20 protein-coding genes are annotated in these 22,994 nt (G+C 70.3%); 12 read left to right on the top strand and 8 right to left on the bottom strand.

All coding sequences use genetic code 11. The features are described from left to right. Positions 1-107 precede the first annotated feature (107 nt). The 6 genes from lnt to ACWF82_RS30825 form a co-directional block, all read right to left on the bottom strand. Complete coding sequence (gene lnt, locus ACWF82_RS30850) at positions 108-1,664, bottom strand: apolipoprotein N-acyltransferase (protein ID WP_452506908.1); 1,557 nt, start codon at positions 1,662-1,664, stop codon at positions 108-110. Between the two features lie 158 nt (positions 1,665-1,822). After that, positions 1,823-3,415 (bottom strand): amidohydrolase, encoded by a 1,593-nt coding sequence (locus tag ACWF82_RS30845; protein ID WP_452506903.1) that lies wholly within the window; start codon positions 3,413-3,415, stop codon positions 1,823-1,825. Positions 3,416-3,445: 30 nt separating this feature from the next. After that, positions 3,446-3,649 (bottom strand): hypothetical protein, encoded by a 204-nt coding sequence (locus tag ACWF82_RS30840; protein WP_229739464.1) that lies wholly within the window; start codon positions 3,647-3,649, stop codon positions 3,446-3,448. 18 nt (positions 3,650-3,667) lie between these two features. Further along, the gene (locus ACWF82_RS30835) at positions 3,668-4,189 is read right to left on the bottom strand and encodes an FxsA family protein (protein WP_452506901.1); all 522 of its coding nucleotides are present in this window, start codon (positions 4,187-4,189) and stop codon (positions 3,668-3,670) included. A 64-nt stretch (positions 4,190-4,253) separates the two neighbouring features. After that, the gene (locus ACWF82_RS30830; protein ID WP_189022763.1) at positions 4,254-4,913 is read right to left on the bottom strand and encodes a response regulator; all 660 of its coding nucleotides are present in this window, start codon (positions 4,911-4,913) and stop codon (positions 4,254-4,256) included. A gap of 21 nt (positions 4,914-4,934) precedes the next feature. Continuing rightward, entirely contained in the window at positions 4,935-6,101 is a 1,167-nt protein-coding gene (locus tag ACWF82_RS30825) for a sensor histidine kinase (protein WP_452506899.1), read from the bottom strand. A gap of 60 nt (positions 6,102-6,161) precedes the next feature. On the opposite strand from ACWF82_RS30825, the gene ACWF82_RS30820 reads away from it, so the two are divergent. Further along, positions 6,162-6,929, top strand: coding sequence for a TSUP family transporter (locus tag ACWF82_RS30820; RefSeq protein ID WP_452506897.1), 768 nt, complete (start codon positions 6,162-6,164; stop codon positions 6,927-6,929). On the opposite strand, the gene ACWF82_RS30815 is transcribed toward ACWF82_RS30820, so the two are convergent. After that, positions 6,926-7,519, bottom strand: coding sequence for a helix-turn-helix domain-containing protein (locus ACWF82_RS30815; RefSeq protein ID WP_452506895.1), 594 nt, complete (start codon positions 7,517-7,519; stop codon positions 6,926-6,928). The two genes, ACWF82_RS30820 and ACWF82_RS30815, sit on opposite strands and share 4 nt — an antisense overlap. A 203-nt stretch (positions 7,520-7,722) precedes the next feature. Here ACWF82_RS30815 and ACWF82_RS30810 point away from each other — a divergent pair, with 203 nt between their 5' ends. From ACWF82_RS30810 to ACWF82_RS30795, 4 genes are all read left to right on the top strand, one after another. Next, positions 7,723-9,252: a TldD/PmbA family protein gene (locus ACWF82_RS30810; protein ID WP_452506893.1), complete on the top strand. Its 1,530-nt coding sequence runs from the start codon at positions 7,723-7,725 to the stop codon at positions 9,250-9,252. Between the two features lie 91 nt (positions 9,253-9,343). Further along, the gene (locus ACWF82_RS30805; protein WP_189024744.1) at positions 9,344-10,723 is read left to right on the top strand and encodes a metallopeptidase TldD-related protein; all 1,380 of its coding nucleotides are present in this window, start codon (positions 9,344-9,346) and stop codon (positions 10,721-10,723) included. A gap of 153 nt (positions 10,724-10,876) precedes the next feature. Then, the gene (locus ACWF82_RS30800) at positions 10,877-11,386 is read left to right on the top strand and encodes a DUF4365 domain-containing protein (RefSeq protein ID WP_452506891.1); all 510 of its coding nucleotides are present in this window, start codon (positions 10,877-10,879) and stop codon (positions 11,384-11,386) included. 4 nt (positions 11,387-11,390) lie between these two features. Next, entirely contained in the window at positions 11,391-13,433 is a 2,043-nt protein-coding gene (locus ACWF82_RS30795) for an ATP-binding protein (protein ID WP_452506889.1), read from the top strand. Between the two features lie 21 nt (positions 13,434-13,454). Here the strand turns inward: ACWF82_RS30795 and ACWF82_RS30790 are convergent, their stop codons facing one another. Beyond that, positions 13,455-14,567, bottom strand: coding sequence for an erythromycin esterase family protein (locus ACWF82_RS30790; protein WP_452506887.1), 1,113 nt, complete (start codon positions 14,565-14,567; stop codon positions 13,455-13,457). A gap of 90 nt (positions 14,568-14,657) precedes the next feature. Between ACWF82_RS30790 and ACWF82_RS30785 the strand changes: the two genes are divergently transcribed. The 7 genes from ACWF82_RS30785 (at position 14,658) to ACWF82_RS30755 (ending at position 22,945) form a co-directional block, all read left to right on the top strand. Then, positions 14,658-15,341 carry a TioE family transcriptional regulator gene (locus tag ACWF82_RS30785; RefSeq protein WP_452506885.1) on the top strand — a complete coding sequence of 228 codons (684 nt, stop codon included), beginning with the start codon at positions 14,658-14,660 and terminating at the stop codon, positions 15,339-15,341. A 138-nt stretch (positions 15,342-15,479) separates the two neighbouring features. Then, positions 15,480-16,220 carry an SDR family oxidoreductase gene (locus ACWF82_RS30780; protein ID WP_452506883.1) on the top strand — a complete coding sequence of 247 codons (741 nt, stop codon included), beginning with the start codon at positions 15,480-15,482 and terminating at the stop codon, positions 16,218-16,220. Between the two features lie 215 nt (positions 16,221-16,435). After that, positions 16,436-16,918, top strand: coding sequence for a pyridoxamine 5'-phosphate oxidase family protein (locus tag ACWF82_RS30775; protein ID WP_452506881.1), 483 nt, complete (start codon positions 16,436-16,438; stop codon positions 16,916-16,918). Positions 16,919-16,964: 46 nt separating this feature from the next. After that, the gene (locus tag ACWF82_RS30770) at positions 16,965-20,021 is read left to right on the top strand and encodes an amino acid adenylation domain-containing protein (protein ID WP_452506879.1); all 3,057 of its coding nucleotides are present in this window, start codon (positions 16,965-16,967) and stop codon (positions 20,019-20,021) included. Next, entirely contained in the window at positions 20,018-21,223 is a 1,206-nt protein-coding gene (locus ACWF82_RS30765; protein WP_452506877.1) for a cytochrome P450 family protein, read from the top strand. The genes ACWF82_RS30770 and ACWF82_RS30765 overlap by 4 nt, the downstream gene beginning before the upstream one ends. Before the next feature lie 48 nt (positions 21,224-21,271). Beyond that, complete coding sequence (locus ACWF82_RS30760; protein ID WP_452506875.1) at positions 21,272-22,456, top strand: cytochrome P450; 1,185 nt, start codon at positions 21,272-21,274, stop codon at positions 22,454-22,456. A 132-nt stretch (positions 22,457-22,588) separates the two neighbouring features. Continuing rightward, a complete protein-coding gene (locus tag ACWF82_RS30755) occupies positions 22,589-22,945 on the top strand; it encodes a hypothetical protein (RefSeq protein WP_452506873.1) in 357 nt (118 codons plus the stop codon). Positions 22,946-22,994 lie beyond the last annotated feature (49 nt).

Raw genomic sequence — 22,994 nt, 5'->3', positions numbered from 1 at the left:
TACTGCGGCGGCCGGATGGCTACCGATCTTGATTTGTTTTCAAGCTGAACGCATCGGACCCCTGGGCGGCCGCGTTCGGCCGCCTCCCCCGGGTTAAAACAAACCGCTTATTCAGAATTCTGCGAGTTCCGCATAGCCTGCGCCTGATTCGCTCGCCGGCGCCGGAAAAACATCAGCGCCACGCCGATCGCGGTCAGAATAACGGACACCAGTTCGGGCGCCGCGCCGATTCGCGTCGCGATCGTCGTCGTGTCGCGCAATGGTAGCTGGGCGACGAGCGCGGCGGGTGCGAGTTGCGCACTCTGCTGCGCGATCTCGCCGTCCGCGGTGATGATCGCGCTGACCCCGGTGGTTGCCGCCACCACCAGCGCCCGGCCGTGTTCGACCGCCCGCACCCTGGACATGGCGAGTTGCTGGTAGGTCATCTCGCTCTCGCCGAAGGTGGCGTTGTTGGTCGGAACGGTCAGCAGTTCCGCGCCGGCGGCCATCGATTGCCGGAATGCGCGATCGAAGGCCACCTCGTAACAGGTCGCCACCCCGATCCGCACGCCGGCCGCCGTGACCGAACCGTCACCATTGCCCGGCACGAAATGTCCGGCTTGGTCGGCGTAGGACGAGAACAAACGGAAGAAACTGCGCATCGGCAGGTATTCGCCGAACGGCTGGATGATTTTCTTGTCGTGCCGGTCTTGCGGTCCAGCCGCGCCGTTCCACACCATCACCGAGTTGGTGGTCGTGCGATCACCGTTCACCAGGACTGCGCCGACCAGGATCGGCGCGCCGATCCGCTGCGAGGCCTCGGTGATCTCGGCGGCGGCGTCGGCGTTGCGCAGTGGGTCGATATCGGAGGAGTTCTCCGGCCAGATGACGACATCGGGCCGGACCGCCTCCCCGCGGTCGACGGCGGCGGCGAGCTCCTCGGTGCGCCGGACGTGGTTGTCCAGCACGGCGCGGCGCTGAGCGTTGAACTCGAGGCCGAGCCGCGGCACGCTGCCCTGGATGGCGGCGACCGTGATCGACCGGTGGCCTTCGTCCGGGGCGGGCAGCGTCGGCCGGAGGATCACTCCGGCGAGGGGCATGATAGCCACAGTGACTGCCGCCGTGGCAAATCCGATCCGCGTGGCCCGGCCGGTCACGCGCGGCGCGGGCGTGCGCGCCCAGGCGAGAACGCGCAGGGTGAGCGCGGCCAGTCCGGTGCCGGTCAGGGCGACGGCGAAGCCGATCAGCGGGGCGCCGCCATAGGCGGCCAGCGGGAGGTACCAGCCGTCGGCCTGGCCGAAAGCGATACGGCCCCACGGGAATCCACCGAAGGGAAAGCTCGACCGCACCCACTCGGTCGCCGTCCAGGCGATCGCGAGCCAGAACGGCCAGCCGGGCAGCCCGCTCAGCCACCGGGCGAGCACGCCCCAGAGGCCGATGAAGAGCGCGCAGGTCGTCGAGAGCGCCAGCCAGGGCAGCGGTCCGACGTAGATACCGGTCCACGGCAGCAGTGGCACGAAGAACGCCAGGCCGCCGAGAAAGCCGTAGCCGAATCCGGCGCGCAGCGTGCCGGGCCCACGCACCGCGACGGTCAGCAGCGCGATGGCGACCGGGGCCAGGAACCACCACGGCCGGGGCGGGAAGCTGCCGAACAGCAGCAGTCCGCCCGCGGCGGCCGCGAGCATCCGCAGCGGCACACCGTACCCGCGACCGGCCGCCGAGGTCGCGGACGTGGCCGCCGGGCCGGGCGCGGCCGCGGCGCCGGTCACGGCGTCGGGTCCTGGTTCGGTGGCGGGGTGGATCATCGTGTCCTGTTCCGTGATTCGGTGCCGGTACGTCGTGGTCAGGCGGTGTAGATCGTGGCGCCGTTGTGCACGGTGCGCAGGCAGGTCGGCAGGTCGGCGCCGGGATCGAGGCGCGGAAGGCCGGGCACCCGCGAACGCGGGTCGGTGGACCAGCGCTGCACCGTGTCGGCGGCCGCCGCGACGACGAGGTCACCGGCGTCCCACACGGCATACGAGGCGGGCGCGCCCGGCACCAGCGTGCCCGCTACACCGTCGCGCACGCCGCCCGCGCGCCAGGCGCCGCGGGTGGCTGCCGCGAAGGCCGCGCGCGGCGACAGACCGTGGCCCGGGGTCCGGTGATGGACCGCGGCCCGCACCTGCTGCCACGGGTTCAGCGCGGTGACCGGCGCGTCCGAGCCGATGGCCAGCGAGATCCCGGCGGCGGCCATGGCCGAGAACGGATTCAAGCCCGCGGCGCGCTCGGCGCCGAGGCGGGTCGCGTACATGCCGTCGGGTCCGCCCCAGGCGGCGTCGAAGCCGGGCTGCACGGACAGGAGCACGCCGAGGGCGGCGAGCTGCTCGATCGCGGCGGCGTCGGTCATCTCGGCGTGCTCGACCCGGTGCCCGCGCGCCGCGATCGCCGGTCCGCCGAGTTCGGCGGCGACCGCGGCGAATCCGGCGACGACGAGGTCCATGGCGGCGTCACCGATCGCGTGGAAGCCTGCCTGCACACCGGCTTCGGTGCAGGCGCGGATATGCGCGGTGACGGCCTCGGCGTCGAGGAAGTTCTTGCCGCAGCCGCTCGCGTCGGCATAGGGAGCACGCAGCAGCGCGGTGTGCGAACCGAGCGAGCCGTCGACGAACAGGTCACCGCCGAGGGCGGCCACGCCGAGTTCGGCGATCAGCGCGCGGGCTTCGCCTGCGGTGCGCACGGCTTCGCCCCAGTAGGCGCGCACCTCGACGCCGTGCTCGAAGGCGAGGAGTTCACGGACGTCGTCGCGGCTGGAGATGTCGGGGCCCGCGCATTCGTGGACGGCGACGATGCCGTGCGCGGCGGCCGTATCCAGGGCGGCGGCGCGGGCCCGATCACGGTCCGCGCGACCGAGTTCCGCGAGCGCGACGGACCGCACCCGGTGGTGGGCGTCGGCGCGCAGCGGTTCGCCGCGGCGGTAGCCGTCGCCGAGTTCCCCGGCCGCGTCGAGCAGCGCCGAGGAGGCGACGGCCGAGTGCGCGTCGACGCGCGCGAGGTAGACGAGCCTGCCCGGACCGGCCGCCTCGTCGAGTTCGGCGACGCTCGGCGGCCGCTGTTCGGGCCATGCGGTGTCGTCCCAGCCCTCGCCGATGATGACCCCGTCGGGCTGCGCGGTGGCGTGCGCGCGCAGCGCGGCGAGCAGGTCGGCCGGCGAGGCGGTGCCGCTGACGTCGAGTCCGGTCAGTTGCAGGCCAAGCGCGGTGACGTGCACGTGCGGGTCGACGAACGCGGGCGCGACGAAGGCGCCGTCGAGGTCGACGATCTCCGCGCCGGGGTGCATCGCCCGGCCGGGCGCTTCGGCGCCGAGCCACACCACGGTGCCGTCGGTGACCGCCATCGCGGTCGCGTCCGGGGAGCTGGAACTGTAGAAACGACCGCCGATCAGCAACTGGGTACTCACGGTGTCCCAGTCTGCCGTATCGGCGGATCGTCAGGTCGGCAGGGACAGGACGGCGCGGACGTCGGCGTCGCGTAGCCCGGCGGGAGTGTGTCCGCCGGTGTCGACGGCGATCAGCTCGAGTCGCCACGCGGCGACCGTGAAATCCGACATGGACTGTCCGGCAGCGGTACTCGCTCTACGTACCGCGTCGGCCAGTTCCGCGCTCACCGTGACGGTGATCTGCTCGGTGGCCATCGGCACACTGTAGACGGTTCACCGCCACGGGGTGGCGTCATCGGCGCGCGCGGTCCCGAGCGCGCGCAGGCCGGTGGCGTGTCCGTCGTCGTACCACTGTCCGACGACGACGCCGTCGACCACGTCACCGCTGTCGGCGTCGACCACCATCCCGCGATACGGCGAGGGCGCGAACGACGGCAGCGGACCGAAGCGCCGGGTGCCGAGCTTCTCCAGCACCGGCCGCAGCAGCGCCCTGGTCGGCGGGAACAGGGCCAGCAGCCCGATCACGCCGGTGACCAGACCTGGCACGAACAGCAGCACCGAGCCGGTGGCGACGAGCAGCCCGTCCGCGACCGCGCTCTCGGCGGTGACCTCACCGCGCGCGGCCCGGCGGAACCGGTCGAACACGCGTCTGCCCTGCGCGCCGAGCAACAGCAAGCCGACGCCGGACACGGCGATCAACGCGAGCAGCGCCCAGCCCGCGCCGATCAGCTGGGCGAGGCCGACGAAGGCGGCGATCTCGACGACGACGTAAAGCACGAACAGCAGGGCGGTCATGGGCGATCCTTTCGGACGATCTACCTGTCCAACGCGCGAGCGCCCGATTTTTCTCCCGACCGCCTCAGCCACCAGGGCGCACCAGTCCGGTCTCGTAGGCAAGCACCACCGCCTGCACCCGGTCGCGCAGCCCGAGTTTGGTGAGCACCCGGCCGACATGCGTCTTCACCGTCGCCTCCGACAGGAACAGGGCAGCGGCGATCTCGGCGTTGGAGCGGCCCGCGGCGATCTGTTCGAGGACCTCGCGTTCGCGGGCGGTGAGTACGTCGAGCACGCCGGGGTCGCGCAGACCGGCCGGGTCCTCGGCGACGAGCCGGTCGAGCAGGCGCTTGGTGACCTTCGGGGAGACCACCGCGTCACCCGCGGCGACGCTGCGGATGGCGGAGACGAGGTCCTCGGGCGGGGTGTCCTTGAGCAGGAACCCGCTCGCGCCTGCGCGCAGTGCGCCGAGAGCGTGTTCGTCGAGGTCGAAGGTGGTCATCACGAGCACGCGGATGCCGTCGCCCGCGGCGACGATCCGGCCGGTGGCGGTGACGCCGTCGACGACCGGCATGCGGACGTCCATCAGCACCACGTCGGGCCGCAGCTCGGTCGCGCGCCGCACCGCTTCGTCCCCGTTGCCCGCCTCACCGACGACCTCGATGTCGGGGTGCGCCCCGAGCACCATCTTCAGGCCCATCCGCATGAGTTCCTGATCGTCCACCACGAGCACGCTGATCGGCATTTCCCAACCTTAGCGGGCGAATCAATCGGTTTCGGCGCGCAGCGGGAGGGTGGCCTTGACCCGCCAGCGGCCGTCGCCGGTCCGGCCCGCGGACAGGGTTCCGCCCAGCACGGCGACCCGTTCGCGCATGCCGACCAGGCCCATGCCGGTGCCGGGGATGTCGGGTTCCTGCACGGGGACACCGCCGCTGTCGGTGACCTCGATCAGGATGTCGTCCGCGCGGCGGTGTACCCGCACCGTCGCCTTCGGGCTCGACCCCGCGTGCCGCAGCGTGTTGGTCAGCGATTCCTGCACGATGCGGTGCACGCCCAGGCTCACCTCGGGCGTGATGTCGTCGAGTTCCCCGGTCAGTTCGAGGTCGACGGCCAGGCCAGCGTCGCGCATCATCTCGGCCAGCCGCGCGATCCCGGCGCTGCCGTGCTGCGGGAGCAGTTCCGGCGCGTGTTCGGTGCGCAGCAACGCGACGGTGCGGCGCAGTTCGCGCAGCGCCTCGCGGCCGGTGCCCGCGATGGTCGCCAGGGCACGTTCGGCGGTATCGGGGTCCTGGCGCAGGGCGTATTTCGCGCCGTCGGCCTGCACGATGATGACGCTCACCGCGTGCGCGACCACGTCGTGCAGTTCCCGGGCGATGCGGGTGCGTTCGGCGGCGACGGCCTCGTGGGCGCGGCGTTCCTTGTCGTAGTCGGCGACGGCGAGGCGCGCGGCGACCTCGGCGTCGTAGGCGTGGCGGGCCCCGTTGAACTCGGCCAGCGTCCAGCACAGCGCGTAGATCACACCGACGAGCGCGATGTCACCGCCGACCGGTTCGCGCAGGATCAGCAGCGAGAGCGCCAGATCGGTGGCGAGACAGACGAGGTAGATCAGCCCGTCCCGCCTGCCGACGTAGGCGACCAGGGTGTAGAGCATCACCCCGAGCCCGATCAGCGCGACGTGCCCGGAGGTGTCGTCACCGACCAGATACCCCATCAGCGTGCACAGCACCGAGAGCACGAACATCATCGCTGCCATCGCCCGCGGATAGATCCGGCGCAGAATCAGCGGCAACGGCAGCAGGAGCGAAAAGAGCAGGTAGGAGGCCTTGTGGTGTTCGTTGCCCACGCCGAGCGCGTCCAGTACCAGCAGGACGGCCGCGAGAATGGAATCGGCGACGATGGGTCGGCCGCGGAGCCACAAGCTGAACCGGCGCACCGGGCAAGCCTAGTCGTCGCCCGGCTGGCTTTCCGCGCGCGATCTTGATTGCCTGGACGCGTGCAATTCGGAGACTGGGCGGTCCTGCTGGTGGCCGCGGCCGCGGCGGGCTGGGTCGACGCGGTGGTCGGCGGTGGCGGGTTGATCATCCTGCCGACCCTGTTCCTGGTCGCGCCGGGCATCGCCCCGCAGACGGCGCTCGGCACGAACAAGCTGGCCGCGCTGTCGGGCACCGCGACGGCGGTGGTGACCTTCGCGCGCCGGGTGCCGATGGAGTGGAAGGTGCTGATCCCGGGCGCGGTGATCGCCGCGATCACCGCGGCGTGCGGTGCCGCGGCGGTGTCGCTGATCGACCGCGACCTGTTCATCCCGCTGGTGATGGTGGTGCTGGTCGCGGTGGCGGTGTTTGTGACGGTGCGCCCGTCGGTCGGCATGACGATGGCGACCCATCCGCCGACTCGGCGCAAGGTGATCCTGGTGGTGGCGCTGGCCGCCGGCCTGATCGGCCTCTACGACGGCTTGCTCGGTCCGGGCACCGGCACGTTCCTGATCATCACGTTCGCGACGCTGCTCGGCACGGAGTTCGTGCGCGCGGCCGCCATGGCGAAGGTGATCAACTGCGGGTCGAATGTGGGCGCGCTGCTGTTCCTCGGCGCGACCGGGCACATCCTGTGGGGCCTCGGCGCGGGCATGGCGGTCGCGAATGTAGCGGGCGCGCTGGTCGGCTCGCGGATGGCGCTGGCCAAGGGCGCGGGGTTCGTGCGGATCGTGTTGCTCGTGGTCGTGGTGGTGATGGTGATCCGGTTGGGCTGGCAGCAGTTCGGTTAGCGCGCCGATTCGGCCGGTGCCGAGGCGGCGAGCCAGGGCTGCAGCACCCGCGAGGTGGTCTCGTGGATCTTGCGGTGCAGGCGTTCGCCGTCGTCGATGCTGTGCTGAGGCTGCTGGAACAGCACCGTCAGCGCACCCGACACCGCGCCGACGACCGCGCCGACCAGTGCCGCGGCGCCGATTTCGTCGAGTTCGTGCGGGAACGCGCTGTGCAGTTGCCTGGCGATCTCACGCTGGGCGACGAGCTGGGCGTGCGCGGCGCGACCGCTCACCGCGGGCACGGTCCGCGAGACCCGCGCGCGCAACGCGGCGACACGGGAGTTCAGGTCGTCCACCCGATGCTCGCCGGGGTTGTCGCCCGCGGCGCGCAGCGCCCGCAGCAGCACTTCCACCGGCCGCTCCCCCGGCCGCCTGGTGGCGATGGCGGCGACGGCGGCGCGCACCCGCTCGTCGGGTTCGGGGAAGAGCAGTTCTTCCTTGCTGGCGAAGTAGTTGAAGAACGTCCGGGTACCGACCTCGGCCTCGGCCGCGATATCGGCCACTGTCGTTTCGTCATAGCCTCTGGCCTCGAACAATTCGACGGCGGCCACGAGAATCGCACGACGGGTTCGTTCCCTTTTTCGATCGCGGAGGGCGGATGGCGGCACGGCGGGCACCCTACGGCATCCGGGCTGTGCGCCGCGGGAGGACCGGAATCAGCGCGTCACGGTTGTCGCTGCCGGAACCGGGATTTCGCGCGGGCAATCCCCGGCACGGGTCCCGCGTGTCGGTGCCACCGGCTAGCGTAGGCGGGGTGACTACCGCGACTTCCAGAGAAGTGGACGAGGAGTTCCGTGCGCTCGGGTTGCGCGCGCTGGCCGAGGCCGCGCTGTCGGCGGCCCGTTCGGCCGGTGCCGAGCATGCCGATCTGCGGGTGCAGCGGTTGGTAACGCAGTCGATCCGCCTGCGCGACGGGCGCGTCGAGGCCGTCACCGACTCGACCGAACTCGGTCTGGCGGTGCGCGTGATCGTCGACGGCACCTGGGGTTTCGCCTCCCATGCCGCGCTCACCCCCGACATCGCCGCCGAGGTGGCGCGGCGCGCGGTCACCGTCGCGACGGCCCTGCGCGCGCTCAACCGCGAGCGGGTGGAGCTGGCAGACGAGCCGCGTTACGCGGATGTGTCGTGGGTGTCGGCCTACGACCGCGACCCGTTCGCGGTACCGACCAGCGACAAAGTGGCGCTGCTGCAGGACTATTCGGAACGGCTTTCGGCGGCCGACGGTGTCGACCATGTCACCGCATCGGTGCTGCAGGTCAAGGAGCAGGTCTTCTACGCCGACACGGCGGGGTCGTCGATCACCCAGCAGCGGGTGCGGTTGCATCCGCAGCTGGAGGCGATCACCGTCGACTCCGCGTCGGGCGTGTTCGAGACCATGCGCACCCTCGCCGCACCGGCGGGCCGCGGCTGGGAATACGTCACCGGCGCCGACGGAACCTGGGACTGGGCAGGCGAACTCGCGCAGATCCCCACCTGGCTGGCCGAGAAGGTCAAGGCGCCCACCGTCGTCGCCGGTCCGACCGATCTGGTGATCGACCCGACCAACCTGTGGCTGACCATTCACGAATCCATCGGTCACGCCACCGAGTACGACCGGGCGATCGGCTACGAATCGGCCTACGCGGGTACCTCGTTCGCCACTCCCGACCAGCTGGGCACACTGCGCTACGGCACGCCGATCATGCATGTCACCGGTGACCGCACCCAGGTCAACGGCCTGGCCACCGTCGGCTACGACGACGAGGGTGTAGCGGGCCAGCAGTGGGATCTGGTACGCGACGGCATCCTGGTCGGCTACCAGCTCGACCGCGTGTTCGCCCCGCGGCTCGGGCTCGACCGTTCCAACGGCTGCTCGTATGCCGATTCCCCGCATCACGTGCCGATCCAGCGGATGGCGAATGTGTCACTGCAACCGGATCCGGAGCGCGACACCACGACCGCCGAGCTGATCTCACGGGTCGAGAACGGTATCTACATCGTCGGCGACAAGTCGTGGTCGATCGATATGCAGCGCTACAACTTCCAGTTCACCGGTCAGCGGTTCTTCCGTATCCGCAACGGGGAGCTGGACGGTCAGCTGCGCGATGTCGCCTATCAGGCGACGACCACCGACTTCTGGGGTGCGATGGAAGCGCTCGGCGGGCCGAGTACCTGGCAGCTCGGCGGCGCGTTCAACTGCGGTAAGGCCCAGCCAGGTCAGGTGGCGGCGGTGAGCCACGGCTGCCCGTCGGTGCTGGTGCGCGGGGTCAATATTCTCAATACCCGGACGGAGGGCGGGCAGTGAGCGAGTTTCGGCGAGTGAACCACAGATACAGCGCGCGAACGCGCACGACGGAACCGAGCGCCAGCGAGGTGCAGTCGTGAGCGAAACCGGTGTGTTTCCCGCGGGCGCGGTGGTCGAGCGCGCGCTGGCGGCGTCGAAGGCCGACGAGGCGATCGTCATCGTCACCGACGCGCACGAGGCGTCGCTGCGGTGGGCCGGTAATTCGATGACCACCAACGGTTCCTCGGTGTCGCGGGACTGGGCGGTGATCTCCGTGTTCCGGGACGGCCCGAACGCCGCGCGCGTCGGCAGCATCAGTTCCACCAGCGTCGATCCGGCCGATATCGAGGCGGTGGTGCGCGCGAGCGAGGAGGCCGCCCGCACGGCGACCCCGGCCCGCGACGCGATGCCACTGCTCGAGCCGACGCACGACGACACCGCCACCTGGGATCATGCGCCCGGCGCCACCGAGATCGACGTGTTCGCCGGTCTGGCCCGCGACCTGTCGACCGGCTTCGACGGCACCGACCGCCTCTACGGTTTCGCCCACCACCAGCTGCACACCACCTGGCTCGGCACCTCCACCGGCATCCGCCGCCGGTACAGCCAGCCGACCGGGTCGGTGGAGATCAACGGGAAACGCGGCGATGGCAGCGATCTCGCGAGCGCCTGGGTGGGTGTCGGCACCGCCGATTTCACCGATGTCGACACCCCCGGGCTGCTCGCCGAGCTGTCCCGGCGACTTGACTGGTCGGCCACCCGCGTCGACCTGCCCGCGGGTCGCTACGAGACGCTGCTGCCCCCGTCGGCCGTGGCCGATCTGATGATCTACCTGGCCTGGACCATGGAGGGCCGCGGCGCGCACGAAGGCCACACCGCCTTCTCCCGCGCGGGCGGCACCCGGATCGGTGAGCGGCTCAGCGACATTCCGCTCACCCTCTACTCCGATCCGAACGCGAGCGGCCTGGAATACCGGCCCTTCGTGGCGACCCCGTCGTCGTCGGAATCGCTGTCGGTCTTCGACAACGGCCTGTCCGCGCAACGCGTCGACTGGATCGGTTCCGGCGTGATCGAGTCCCTGGTCTATCCGCGCGCCACCGCCGCCGAATTCGCCGCTCCCGCCACCCTTCCCGGCGAGAACCTGCTCCTCACCGGCGGCTCCGACGCCTCGCTGGACGACATGATCGCCCGCACCGAACGCGGTCTCCTGCTGACCTGCCTCTGGTACATCCGCGAGGTCGACCCAGCCACCCTCCTGCTGACCGGGCTCACCCGCGACGGCGTCTACCTGGTCGAGGACGGCCGGGTCACCGCCGCGGTCAACAACTTCCGCTTCAACGAGAGCCCTCTCGACCTCCTGCGCCGCGTGGCCGAGGCAGGCGCCACCGAGATCACCCTCCCCCGCGAATGGAAGGACTGGTTCACCCGCACCGCCATGCCACCGTTGCGCATCCCGGATTTCCACATGTCCTCGGTGAGCCAGGCGACCTGATCACGCCTCGTTGACCGTCCGCCAATCTGGCTGCCGGTCAACAACTCTCGAGACTTTCCCGGGTCCCGCGGAAAGCCAGAACCGCCACCTGGCAAACGGCTAGAGTGTCGTCGTCGACGGCGGATGCCGGGGGTCGCGGCGAGGGGATACGGGTTGGACACGGGGAATCACCAGGGCAACTTCGGTGAAGACTATGTGCGCGTGCTCGCCTCGGCCGCGGGGCTGATGTGGTCGCAGGACAATGCCGATCTGGACGGCGTCGATCTGAGCCTGAAGATACCCGGCCGGACCCCGGTCGGTTTCTCGCCGCGGATCGAGGTCCAGGTCAAGACCATCGCCAAACCCGTGGTCCGCCACGGCATCCTCAACTACGACGGTCTCGATCGCAGGAAATACGACAAACTGGCAGGCACCGAATTCCAGGTGCCCCGCTACCTGTTCGTCGTCCATGTGCCTGCCCGCGCCGAGGGATACACCGACCTCAGCACAGCGGGCCTGCTGCTGCGCCACATCGGGTACTACCTGTCGCTGCGTGACCACGCCCCGTTGTCGGCAGACGATCCGCGGGGTCGTATCCGGGTGAAGGTCCCGGTCAGCAACGTCCTCACGGTGGCGAGCCTGCGCGCGCTCGTCCTCGACACCCCCGTCCTGACCGGCAGGTGACCCGATGGCCCTGCCCGCACCCGTCATCGCCGACATCGTCGATTACCTGCGCGACCACGGCTGGACCGTCACCGGGCGGTGGCGCGCCGCCGACATCTGGAGCCGCGACGAATACGACGTGCTCGTGCCACCGTCGGACACCCTGGCCGACACCGCGATCCGGCTGCGCGAGCTGATCCGCTGCGTCGCCGACGCCGAGGGACTTCCGGAGCGCGCGATCTGGCGTGACATCACCGAACCCGACCTCGACATCGTCACCTACCACCGCGCCGACGACACCGATCCGGCCGTGCTGCTGTCCGACGGCGCGCGAGCGCTGACCGCACTGCGTGATCTCGTCACCCACAGCGCTTACGCGGAGGTGACCGACTCACCCTGGCGCACACCCGATTCGGTTCCGACGCGCGTGCGCTGGCTGCTGCGGGAAACCCGGCTCACAGCGTGCACCGGCCCGTTCGGATTCGAGGTCGCGATCCCCGTCGATCACGAACAGTCCCTCGGCCGCCGCACCGCGGCCCGGCTGTTGCACTCCGCCACGGTCGTCGAAACCGCGGCACGCTCTGCGGACAGGTTCGCCGTCGCAGGCCTGCCGGTCCCCGACGACGGCGGGCCGACCACTACCGTCGATAGGCCACCCAGCGGCCAGTTCCCCGGCGACCCGGTGCCACACGATCCCCGTGCGGGAGACCCGCCGGGCGATCCAGCTCCCGACGAGCTGACGCAGGGCGATCGAGGCCCGGACGACGTGGTGCCGACCGGTGCGGCGGACAGCGACGAGTCGGCCGGATCAGGCGATCGGGCCGAACTCCCGCACGACGAGACGGACACACTCGCCGTGCTCCTCGGTCGAGACACGGTCAGCGGCAAGGACTTCCGGGTCCCCTTGCTGCTCCTGCGCAAGCACACCGCGGTCTTCGCCGGTTCCGGTTCGGGAAAGACGGTCTTGCTGCGCCGCCTCGTCGAGGAAGCCGCCCTGCACGGCGTGTCGTCCATCCTGATCGACACCAACAACGACCTGGCCCGCCTCGGCGACGCCTGGCCGTCGCCGCCGGGCACCTGGAGCGCAGGCGATCGCGATCGGGCACAGCGCTACCTCGACGACACCGATGTCGTGGTCTGGACCCCGCGCCGCGAAGCCGGGCGCCCACTCGCCCTGAACCCGCTCCCCGACTTCAGCGTGGTGCGTGAGGATCCCGACGAATTCCGCACTTCCATCGACGCCTCGGTCGCCGGGCTCGTCCCGCGCGCCGGGCTCACGCCACGCAAAGAGGCGACCGGCCGGGCGGTGCTGACCGAGGCGATGACTCACTTCGCCCGCGGCGGCGGCAGCGACCTCGGCGAATTCGTCACCCTGCTGGCGACCCTGCCCGACGGGGTGAGCACCATCAGGAACGCCCTGGCACTGGCCCAGAGCATGGCCGAGGAACTCAAAGCGGCGATGATCAACGACCCCCTGTTCGGCGGGGCCGGTGAGCATCTCGATCCGAGCCTGCTGTTCACCCCGGCGAACGGAAAACGCGCCCGCGTGTCGGTGATCAGCTGTATCGGTCTACCCACCGATGCCCAACGGCAGACCTTCGTCAACCAATTGCAGCTGGCCCTGTTCGCGTGGATCAAACGCAATCCGGCCGGGGACCGCCCGCTGGGCGGGCTGCTCGTCCTCGACGAAGCGCAGACCTTCGTCCCGTCCCGCGGCACCACCGCGTCGTCGGAGAGCACGCTGAAACTGGCCACCCAGGCGCGCAAGTACGGGCTCGGCATGGTGTACGCGACGCAGGCGCCCAAGGCCTTGCACAATCTGGTCACCGGCAATGCCGCGACGCAGCTGATCGGACTGCTCAACGCGTCGATCCAGATCCAGGCGGCCACCGAGCTCGCCCGCTCGAAAGGTGGTCGCGTGGAGGACATTTCGCGCCTACCCGCCGGGCGGTTCTACGCCGCCACCGAGGGCACCGGGTTCGGGAAGATCCAGGTGCCGATGTGCCTGAGCCACCACCCGAACAGCGCGCTCACCGAGGACGAGGTGCTCGAGCGGGCACGCCGCTGACGTGCCCGCTCTCGTCCTGGTTCAGCCGCGCCTGTCCGCGATGTGCAGGACAGCGTCGGCGCCGTCGATGGTTTCCTGGCCGAGGGGGAAGTAGCTCCGGTCCGAGGTCGGGCCTGCAGGAGCGGCGGTCAAGCCGGCGGCGGGAAACAGCCCCCACGTGGAGGTGCCGTTCTGAAGTCCGGCCTTGTCCTGTTCGTCGAGACCGGTCGGGCCGGGCCCGAGGCTGCCCGCGAGGAAGGTGAAGCGGTCACCGAACAGTGCGCTGAGGATGGCGCCGGGGCCGTACCACCGCAGGGTCATCCCGGCCATCGCCATGGTGCTGAGATTGCGCTGCAGGTGCACATTGTGTCCGTAGAGCAGCGTGGGGCCACGCTGAGCTTCGATGTCACGGATATCGCGGACGTTCTCGGTCATGAGGACATCGCGGGTGGCGAGCAGGCCGGAGATCCGGGTGGTCTCGTCGACGCGGCGCGCGGACTGGCGATGGTAGCGGAGCAGACCAAGGGCAGCGGTGAGATGGACTGCCGCCCTGCGCCATTCGGCCTCCGAGGTCGCGGAGATCAGTTCGGGTGCGCGGGCGTAGAGGGTGTTGAGCAGGTCGTCGGCGAGCGCGTGCAGTCGCCGCGCTTCCCCGGTATCGCCGGGCGACATCGCCGGGTCGAGGATCGCTTCGTCGCGATGCCAGCGTTCGTCCTCGCCTGCCAGATCGGCGATATCCCTCTCGAGCCGCAGGTAGTCGCGGGCGAATTCGAGATAGCGGCGGGGGCTGGGGGCGCTGGTGTTGTCGAGCGGCGCGTCGAAGCCGTAGAAGGCCACGCGCTCGGCCGGCGGCCTGCTCGCGTTGTAGTCACGCATCCAGACGACCAGTTCCCGGTTCGCGGGCAGGTCGCCGAAGTGCGAGAAGCCGGTGCGCATCACCTCGTCGAGGCTGCCGATGCCGTGCCGGACGTAGTCGTCGACGGTGAGCGCGGCGACCCGATCGGATTCGAGGGCGATGGACCGGAAGCCGAGCTCGACGAGCTGGGCGAACAACGCATTGCGGAGAAGGGGGAAGGCGGGTTCCTGATGCGTCGGCTCACCGAACGCGAGGAGCTCACAGGTGGGCGGAACGAAGTCTCGAATGTCCTGGCTCATGTGTCTCAATCGTATCGTTGAACATTCGGTTGAGGCTTCTGCGAGGTCACCAGTCGATCAGGGGCGTAAAGTCTCCAAGCCGTGGGAGAGATGCGACCTTCGGATCTGGCGCGCGAGCACGGGCTCTCGACGCAAGCGGTCCGCAACTACGAGCAGGCGGGGTACCTCCCCGGCGCCGAGCGCACACCGAGCGGCTACCGGATCTACACCGAGGCCCACGCGGCGGCACTGCGCGCCTATCTCGCCCTGATCCCCGCCTACGGCCATGCCGCGAGCGGCCGCATCATGCGGGCCGTCAACCACGGCGAACTCGACGACGCGCTGGCCGTCATCGACGCGGGCCACCACCAACTGCTCCGTGATCGCGCCACCCTCGACACGGTCCGCACGGCGATCAGCCACCTGACCACCCTCACTCCCCGGGCGACCGAGTCCCGCACCATCGGCGAACTCGCCCACCTGCTCGAGGTCACCCCGGCGACCCTGCGCAAATGGGAAGCCGCCCGAATCCTCACGCCCCCACGCGATCCCGCCACCGGATACCGCCGCTACGGCCCCGACGACATCCGCGACGCCGAACTCGCCCACCTGCTCCGCCGCGGCGGCTACCCCCTGCACCGCATCGCCCTCGTCGTCGCCCAGATCCGCGACGCCGGCGGCACCGATGCGGTCACCCTGGCCCTGGACGACTGGCGCGCACGCCTCACCGCCAGGGGCCTTGCCATGCTCGACGCGGCCGCCCACCTCGGCCGCTACCTGAGTCGGCTGGATTAGACTCAGACGGCGCGGGCGCACCGCCGGCTTCGCCCGTCGCGGGTCGATCGGTGAAGATTTCGGCCGGCTTTCGGCCACCGCGCCGGTCTTCTCGACAGGAAGATGTCGCGGCAGCGGGTGTCCGGGAAAAGGATGCGAATGAAGATTGTCGTCATCGGCGGTACCGGGTTGATCGGCTCGAAGCTCGTCGCCCGGCTCGGTGAACACGGCCACGAAGCGGTTCCGGCTGCGCCGAGCACAGGTGTGAACACGCTCACCGGCGTGGGAGTGCAGGAGGTGCTTCGGGATGCGAATGTCGTGGTCGATGTCGCTAATTCGCCGTCGTTCGCCGACGACGATGTCATGAGGTTCTTTCGGACCTCCACCACGACTCTGCTCGGGGCCGCAGGCGCGGCCGGGGTCGGTCACTACGTGGCATTGTCGGTGGTCGGTGCCGAGCGGTTGCCCGAGTCCGGATACCTCCGGGCGAAGATGGCGCAGGAGGAGCTGATCAAGGGGTCGGAGCTGCCGTACTCGATCGTCCACGCTACGCAGTTCTTCGAGTTCGCCGGCAGTATCGCCGACTCCGCCACCGTCGACGGCACGGTACGGCTACCCCGCGCGGGTGTGCAGCCGATCGCCGCCGAAGAAGTGGCCGCAGCGGTCGGCGAGACCGCGGCGAGCGCCCCGCTGAACGGCACCGTCGAGGTCGCGGGGCCGGAGGTGTTCGGCCTCGACCAGTGGATCCGCACCGTGCTGGCCGCACGCCACGATCCGCGCGAGGTGATCACCGATCCGCAGGCCGGATACTTCGGGGCGGCGCCGGACCGCGAGCTGCTGCCCGGTCCGGGTGCGCGACTCGCGCAGACCCGGTTGTCGGAGTGGCTGACCCGTCGGTGACCCGCTTCCGAGGTTCGCGGATTTGCCCGATTGGTCGGAATGTATTGGAAGCGGACTGGCACGCTGGTACTGTAATCGTCGCCACATGAAGCGAATTCAGTAGTTTCACCAATGTGACCGTCCTGACGGATTCAGGAATTCGGCGTTTTCGGTGTCGGAATTGCAGATGATGCCCCCGGAACACCTCATCACAGGAGCGTGGCCGAATGCTCGCAATGTCCCGAGACGATCGCGAACAATTCCTCGCCGCCCCCCGCGTCGGCGTTCTGAGTGTCACCGATCCCAGAAATGGCGACCGTGGCCCGCTGGTCGTACCGGTCTGGTATGGCTACGAGCCCGGGGGTGAGATCGTCGTCGAGACGGGTCGGGAGACGATCAAGGCCCAGTTGCTGCGTGCTGCCGGTCGATTCAGCCTGTGCGTACAGGACGAACGGCGGCCGTACCGGTACGTCAGCGTCGAGGGGCCCGTCACCGCCGTCGACGACCCGGTCGATCCGGCGGTACGGGCGACACTGGCCGTGCGCTACCTGGACCCCGACGAGGCGCGCGCCTATCTGGCGGCGACCGCGGACCAACTCGCGCACGACATCACTTTCCGCATGCGCCCCCAGCGCTGGCGCACCGCCGACTTCGCCGCCTTCGCGGCCGGATTCGCCGAAGCCGGCGCCGACGCGGGTCGCGACGCCCACACCGTCTGAAACCACGCACCGAGCAACCGAAGCCGTAGGAACGGAGAAGGACTTGGTGACCTACCTCGACGGTTCGGCACGCCCGCGCACCGCGCCGGCCGTACCGGTCTATCCCCGCGACGCACGCATACCGGAGTTGTTCGAGGCGCAGGCCGCCGCCCGGCCGGACGCGCCCGCTGCCCGGCACGGCGAGCGCAGCCTGACCTACGGGCAGCTCGCCGCCCAGGCCAAGGCACTGGCGGCACGGTTGCGCGCCAGGGGCGTCGAGCCGGGCGAGCTGGTCGGCGTCTGCGGGAGCCGCTCGCTGGACGCGCTGGTCGCGCTGCTCGGCATCCTCGAGGCGGGCTGCGGGTACGTGCCACTCGACGAGGACCTGCCGCCCGCGCGATTGCGGGCCATGGCCGAGGACACCGGTCTTCGGGCCGCCGTCATCCTCCCCGGCAGCACTCGCCAGGTGCGTGGGCTGCGCGTGCGCATCGGACTGACCGGCGATGCGACGAGCTGTGACATCCCCTCCCCGCAGCCGCGGCACGCCTCCGCCACCGACTGCGCCTACGTCGTATTCACCTCCGGCACGACCGGTCGTCCCAAGCCGGTGGCCATCCCGCACCGGGGAGTCGTCCGGCTCGTACTGTCCGATCACCGACTGCCCTCGCCCGGACCGGGCGACCGGGTCCTGCACGCCTACGGCTTGTCCTCCGACGCCTCGACGATCGAGATCTGGGGCGCACTGCTCACCGGCGCGTGCCTGGTCATCGCGGACCGGGAAGAACTGCTCTCGCCCACCGCCCTCGCTGAGTTGTTCCGCGCACAGGACGTGACGATCGCCTACCTGACGACGAGCGTCTTCCATCTCGTCGCCCGCACCCGCCCGGAGATACTGGCAGGGCTGCGTCTCGTCTCGGCCGGAGGGGAGGCGATGGACCCGCTTCTGGCGAATGCCGTCCTCGCGGCCTGCCCCGGCTCCACCGTGGTCAACTTCTATGGCCCGACCGAGAATTCGGTGGTCTCCACCGCGCACGTCCTGAGCCCGCTGCCCGCGGCGGCCACGCACGTCCCCCTCGGCCTTCCTTTCGGCGCGTCCACCTGCCACGTCGTGCGGGCCGACGGCTCGGTCGCGGCTCCCGGCGAAGAGGGCGAGCTCTATGTGGGCGGGGACGGGCTGGCCCTCGGCTACCTCGGTGACCCGCATCTGACCGCCGAGCGGTTCGTGCGGCTGCCCGCGGTGGAACCGGGCGGACTGCTGTACCGGACCGGCGACCGGGCCGTGTGGAACCACGGTCTCCTGGAGTTTCGCGGGCGGCTGGATCGCCAGGTGAAGCTGCGCGGCGCGCGCATCGAACTCGACGAGGTGGAGACCCGGCTGCGGGCGCACCCGGCGGTCGGCGAGGCCATCGTCGAAGCCGCGGACGGGGCGCTGACCGCCTACGTCACCGCGACCAGGCCGAGCCACCCGCTGCCCCTGCCGGAACTGCGCGCGTATTGCGCTCGATGGCTTCCGCCGCAGGCGGTCCCGTTGCTGGTGCCCCTCGACCATCTGCCGGTAACCAGCGGCGGCAAGGTGGATCGCGCGAGCCTGCGGGCTGTCGCCGGTGTGGGGACGGTGGAACAGGCCGCGGCCGATGACCTGCTCGGGGTCCTCACCCAGGTGTGGCACCAAGTGTTGCGCGTGCGTCCCGCGCCGCATGACGACTTCTTCCTGCTCGGCGGCGATTCCCTGCTCGCCTCCGAGACGGTCACCCGCACCCTCGCCGTCCTGAACCTCGAAGCCGCCTGTGGCTCCGGCTTGATCAGGGCGCTGCTGGCCACACCGACCCTGGCTGGCTTCGCGGCGGCCGTCGACGTGGCGCGCGCGGGCGCCATGACCGCGCCGGAGCAGGTCGTCGACTTCGAGAAGGAGAGCGAGCTCGGCTTCGATCTCCCCCCGGTCCAGAGCCCGCAGCCGCGCCCGCACGCCCCGCGGGAGGTACTGCTCACGGGCGCCTCGGGATTCGTCGGCGCCTTCCTGCTGGACCGGCTGCTGCGCTCGACGACGGCGCGCGTGCACTGCCCGGTGCGGGCGGCCGACCGGCCGCGCGCCGAACAGCGGGTACGCACGGCGCTGGCCCGCTATGGATTGCACCCGGACGAGGCCGCCTGGCGCCGGGTGGAGTGCTTTCCCGGTGACCTGACCGAACCCCGGCTCGGCCTGTCGCAGGCGCACGCGGACGCGCTGGCCCGCACCCTGGATCTGGTGGTGCACAACGGCGCTCACGTCAACTTCCTCTATCCGTATGAGCAGTTGCGCGCGGCGAACGTGGGCGGTACCAGGGAGATAGCCCGGATCGCGGCACCGCGGCGGGTGCCGGTGCATTTCCTCTCGACGGTCGCCGTCGTCGCCGGGTTCGGCGCGGCCGGGGTCCGCGCGGTCGCCGAGGATCTCCCGCTGGCGCACGCGGACGGGCTCACCCTGGGTTACGCGGAGAGCAAGTGGGTCGCCGAGGGCGTCCTGCGACAGGCGGCGCAGCGGGGTCTGCCGGTCGCGGTGTACCGGCCGTACGAGGTGACGGGCGACCGCACGCACGGTGTGTGCAACACCGACACAGCCCTCTGCTCGCTGTTCAAGACTATCGCCGAGACCGGGCTCGCCCCGGATATCGAGCTGCCCCTGGACTTCGTGCCCGTGGACCATCTCGCCGAGTCCGTCGTCTACATCGCCACCCACCGGCCTGCCGAGGGCAGGGTCCACCATCTCACCAACCCGCGCCCGGCCATGCTGTCGGACATGCTGGCCCGGATGCGTGCCGCCGGCTTCGTGCTGCGGACTCTGCCGTACGCGCAGTGGGTCGACGAGCTGGTGCGCCATGTCGCCGAGCATCCGACCAGCGCGACAGCCCCTTTCGTGTCCCTGTGCGTCGACCGCAGCCGCACCGCTGACATGTCCGTCAAGGAGATGTACCTCGAGGACACGTTCCCGGTGCTGGGACGGGTCAACACCGAGGCGGCGCTGTCCGGCAGCGGACTGCGCTGTCCACCGGTCGATTCCGCCCTGCTCGACCGCTACCTGGAGTACCTGCTCGCCTCCGGCTACCTGGCCAGCCCCGCCGCCGAGTCGTCGGTGGCCTGCCGATGAGCGGCACCCTCGCCGGAGTCCCTGCCGTCGAGCCCGGCAGCGCGGGACCGCCGTGCGCCTACGCCCGGCTGCGCGTCGAAACACCGGTTGTCCGAACACGATTGCCCAACGGCGAGATGGCCTGGCTGCTCAGCCGGTACGCCGATGTGCGCGCCGCGTTCGCCGATCCCCGGCTCGAGCGCCCGCTGCTGTCCGCCTGGCCGCTGCGCGCAGGCGACACCGCGCCGCCGCCCTGCCTGCCGACATTTCTGGAAATGACCGGCGAGCACCACGAGCGGGTGCGGCACGCCGTCCTGCCGCTGTTCGGCCGGCGGCGGCTGGAGCCGATGAGGCCACGGATCCGGGCGATGGCGGCGGAACTGATCGACACGATGGTGGCGGGGTCCGTCGACGGCACAGCGGATCTCGTCGCCTCCTACATCGACCCGCTGCCGCTGCGGGTGCTGTGCGAGACGACCGGCCTGCCGCACGAGGACCGCGACATCTATCTCCCGCACACGCTCACCCTGCTCGGCGCGTCAGGGGTGCCGATGCCGGAGGTGCTGGCGGCCCTGTCCGCGCTGCAGGGCTACGCGACCGCGCTCATCGACCGCAAGGAGCGGGAGGACGTGGGCGAGGACTACATCCGGCTGCTCCTCGCCCGGAGCCGTTCTCCCGGTAGCGAACTGACCCGCGACGACGTCGTCAGCTTCGTCGTCACGATGCTCATGGCCGGCTACAAGACCACCATGCAGCACACGGGCAACGCTCTGCTCGCCCTGCTCACCCACCCCGGCGCGCTGCGGCGGCTGCGCGACGAGCCGTCCGGGATCGGTACGGCGGTAGAGGAATTGCTGCGGTACGTGCCGCTGATGAACGCCATCAACATCCTCGTCGCGAACGAGGACTTCACGCTGCACGGCAAGCACATTCGCGCCGGGGACGCGGTCGTCCCGGTACCGGCGTCGGCCAACCGCGATCCCGCGGCGTTCGCCGACCCCGACCGCCTCGACCTGAGCAGGTCGCCCAACGCGCACGTCGCGTTCGGGCACGGCCCGCACGCGTGCACCGGCGGACACCTGACGCGGCTGCAGCTCGCCACCGCGATCCAGGTGCTGCTGGAACGGCTGCCCGGCATCGAGCTCGCGGTCCCGGCCGATTCGATTCCCTGGGACGAGTCGACCCCACTGCGCGCCCCGGCACAGCTTCCCGTGCGCTGGTGAACGATGCGAACGCCCCACCGACGACGTCGAGAGAGAGGCCTGTACGCCGTGACCGTCGACTACCGCTATCCGTTCAGCACCAAGGGCGACCGTCTCGCCCCCGAACTCACCGACTTGCAACGCCGATGCCCCGTGGCCCGGGTCGGCACCAACTCCGGTGGCGAGGCGTGGCTGGTCACCGGCTACGAGCTGACCAAGCACGTACTGCGGGACCGCGCGTTCGCCCGCTCCGTGCTGGCCGAGGCCGACAGTCCGGCGCAGGACGCCCCGATCCTGGCACCGGAGCTGCTGGACGCGATGAACCACCTCCACCGGGCCGGGCTGCGTGACGAGGTGCTCCACGCTCTCGGCCGCCATCAACCCGATCTCCCCGACGGCTGGGTCGCCGAGATCACCGGGGAGGGCCTCGACGCCATGGTCCGGGAGGGTCCCGCGGGCGATCTGCAGCGGCACTTCGCGGAATGGGTCGCCGCGCAGTGCCTGTGCCGCCTGCTCGGCCTGCCCTTCGCCGACCACCGGTGGCTCGCCGAAAGAGCCGATATCGACCTGACGATGGTGACGTATTCCCCGGACGAGCTCGCCCGCAACTGGGCCGAGATCCGCACCTATACGCACGAGCACATGGCTTCCCGCCGCCCCGGCGAGCCGCGCGGACTGGCGGACCGCCTCGCCGATCTCAACGCCCGGCAGCACGGGCTGACGGACCATCAGCTGGCGAACATCGTCGCGGTCCTGTTCGTCAGCGGTTACGAAGATTTCGCGAGCTTCCTCGGGGTCGCGGCGCTCAACCTCCTCCAGCGGCCCGAAGTGATCGACACGGTGCGTGCCCGCCCGGAGACGATGCCGCACTGCGTCGAGGAGTTGCTGCGGTGCAGCGTCGTCCTCGGCAATGCGATCCCGCGCTACGTGACCCGGGACGCGGAGCTGGGTTCGGTGACCGTCGCGGAAGGCGACCTGGTGCTGCTGTCGCTGGACGCGGTCAACGTCGACCCGGCCGCGTTCGCCGATCCCGAGGTCTTCGACCCGGCCCGCACACCCAACCCGCATCTGCGCTTCGGCTACGGTCGGCACCACTGCCCCGGTGCGCACGTGGTCCGCCGCCAGTCCGACACCGCGTTCCGGGTCCTGCTCGACCGCCTGCCCGGAATTCGGCTGACGGTGCCGATGGCGCAGGTGCCCTGGCATCCACACCGAATGGCGATCATGCCTGCCGAAATCCCCGTCGATTGGTGAATATATCGGCCTCTTTCCGGAAATAAATTTGTGTAGGGGAGTTGACCGAATTCGGCATCGTGTTTAAAGTACTTGCTGCAAGTACGCAGGTCTCCGAGATGTAGTACACGACTACAAATTTGAGGAGCACAAATGCGATTCATCAAGACCAGCACATTCGCTGTCGCTTTTGCCGCTGTATCGGTTTTCGGCGTGGGAATGGCGCAAGCCGCCCCCGCTGCCCCCGCCCCCGCTGCCCCGGCCCAGGCTGACCCGGCCGCCCCCGCCCCGGCTGCTCCGGCGGCCCCGGTCGCACCGGCTGCCCCGGTCGCACCGGCCGCTCCGGCCTCCGACGCCACCGCCGTCGAAGTAACCGAGGATCTCATCGGTTGCGCCCTTGCCGCCGATGCGAGTGGTGAAACGCTCGCGGAATTGCACGAGGGTTTCGGCGAGACCATCGAACTCACCGCGGTGGCGGAAGCCGAACTCACGGCGGGTGAGTGCCTCTAGCCGTCTCGATCTCGCGCAGGTAGGTCCGGCCACCGGAGCACGGTGGCCG

This window comes from Nocardia sp. NPDC055053, assembly GCF_053608285.1.
This window is presented reverse-complemented; position numbering and strand designations above follow the sequence as displayed.

Coding starts and splice junctions, on each gene's coding strand:
- lnt (WP_452506908.1), bottom strand. CDS start 1,664: ATGCTCGCGGCCGCCGCGGGCGGACTGCTGCTGTTCGGCAGCTTCCCG.
- ACWF82_RS30840 (WP_229739464.1), bottom strand. CDS start 3,649: ATGGCCACCGAGCAGATCACCGTCACGGTGAGCGCGGAACTGGCCGAC.
- ACWF82_RS30835 (WP_452506901.1), bottom strand. CDS start 4,189: ATGACCGCCCTGCTGTTCGTGCTTTACGTCGTCGTCGAGATCGCCGCC.
- ACWF82_RS30830 (WP_189022763.1), bottom strand. CDS start 4,913: ATGCCGATCAGCGTGCTCGTGGTGGACGATCAGGAACTCATGCGGATG.
- ACWF82_RS30795 (WP_452506889.1), top strand. CDS start 11,391: ATGGCCCTGCCCGCACCCGTCATCGCCGACATCGTCGATTACCTGCGC.
- ACWF82_RS30790 (WP_452506887.1), bottom strand. CDS start 14,567: ATGAGCCAGGACATTCGAGACTTCGTTCCGCCCACCTGTGAGCTCCTC.
- ACWF82_RS30785 (WP_452506885.1), top strand. CDS start 14,658: ATGCGACCTTCGGATCTGGCGCGCGAGCACGGGCTCTCGACGCAAGCG.
- ACWF82_RS30780 (WP_452506883.1), top strand. CDS start 15,480: ATGAAGATTGTCGTCATCGGCGGTACCGGGTTGATCGGCTCGAAGCTC.
- ACWF82_RS30775 (WP_452506881.1), top strand. CDS start 16,436: ATGTCCCGAGACGATCGCGAACAATTCCTCGCCGCCCCCCGCGTCGGC.
- ACWF82_RS30765 (WP_452506877.1), top strand. CDS start 20,018: ATGAGCGGCACCCTCGCCGGAGTCCCTGCCGTCGAGCCCGGCAGCGCG.
- ACWF82_RS30755 (WP_452506873.1), top strand. CDS start 22,589: ATGCGATTCATCAAGACCAGCACATTCGCTGTCGCTTTTGCCGCTGTA.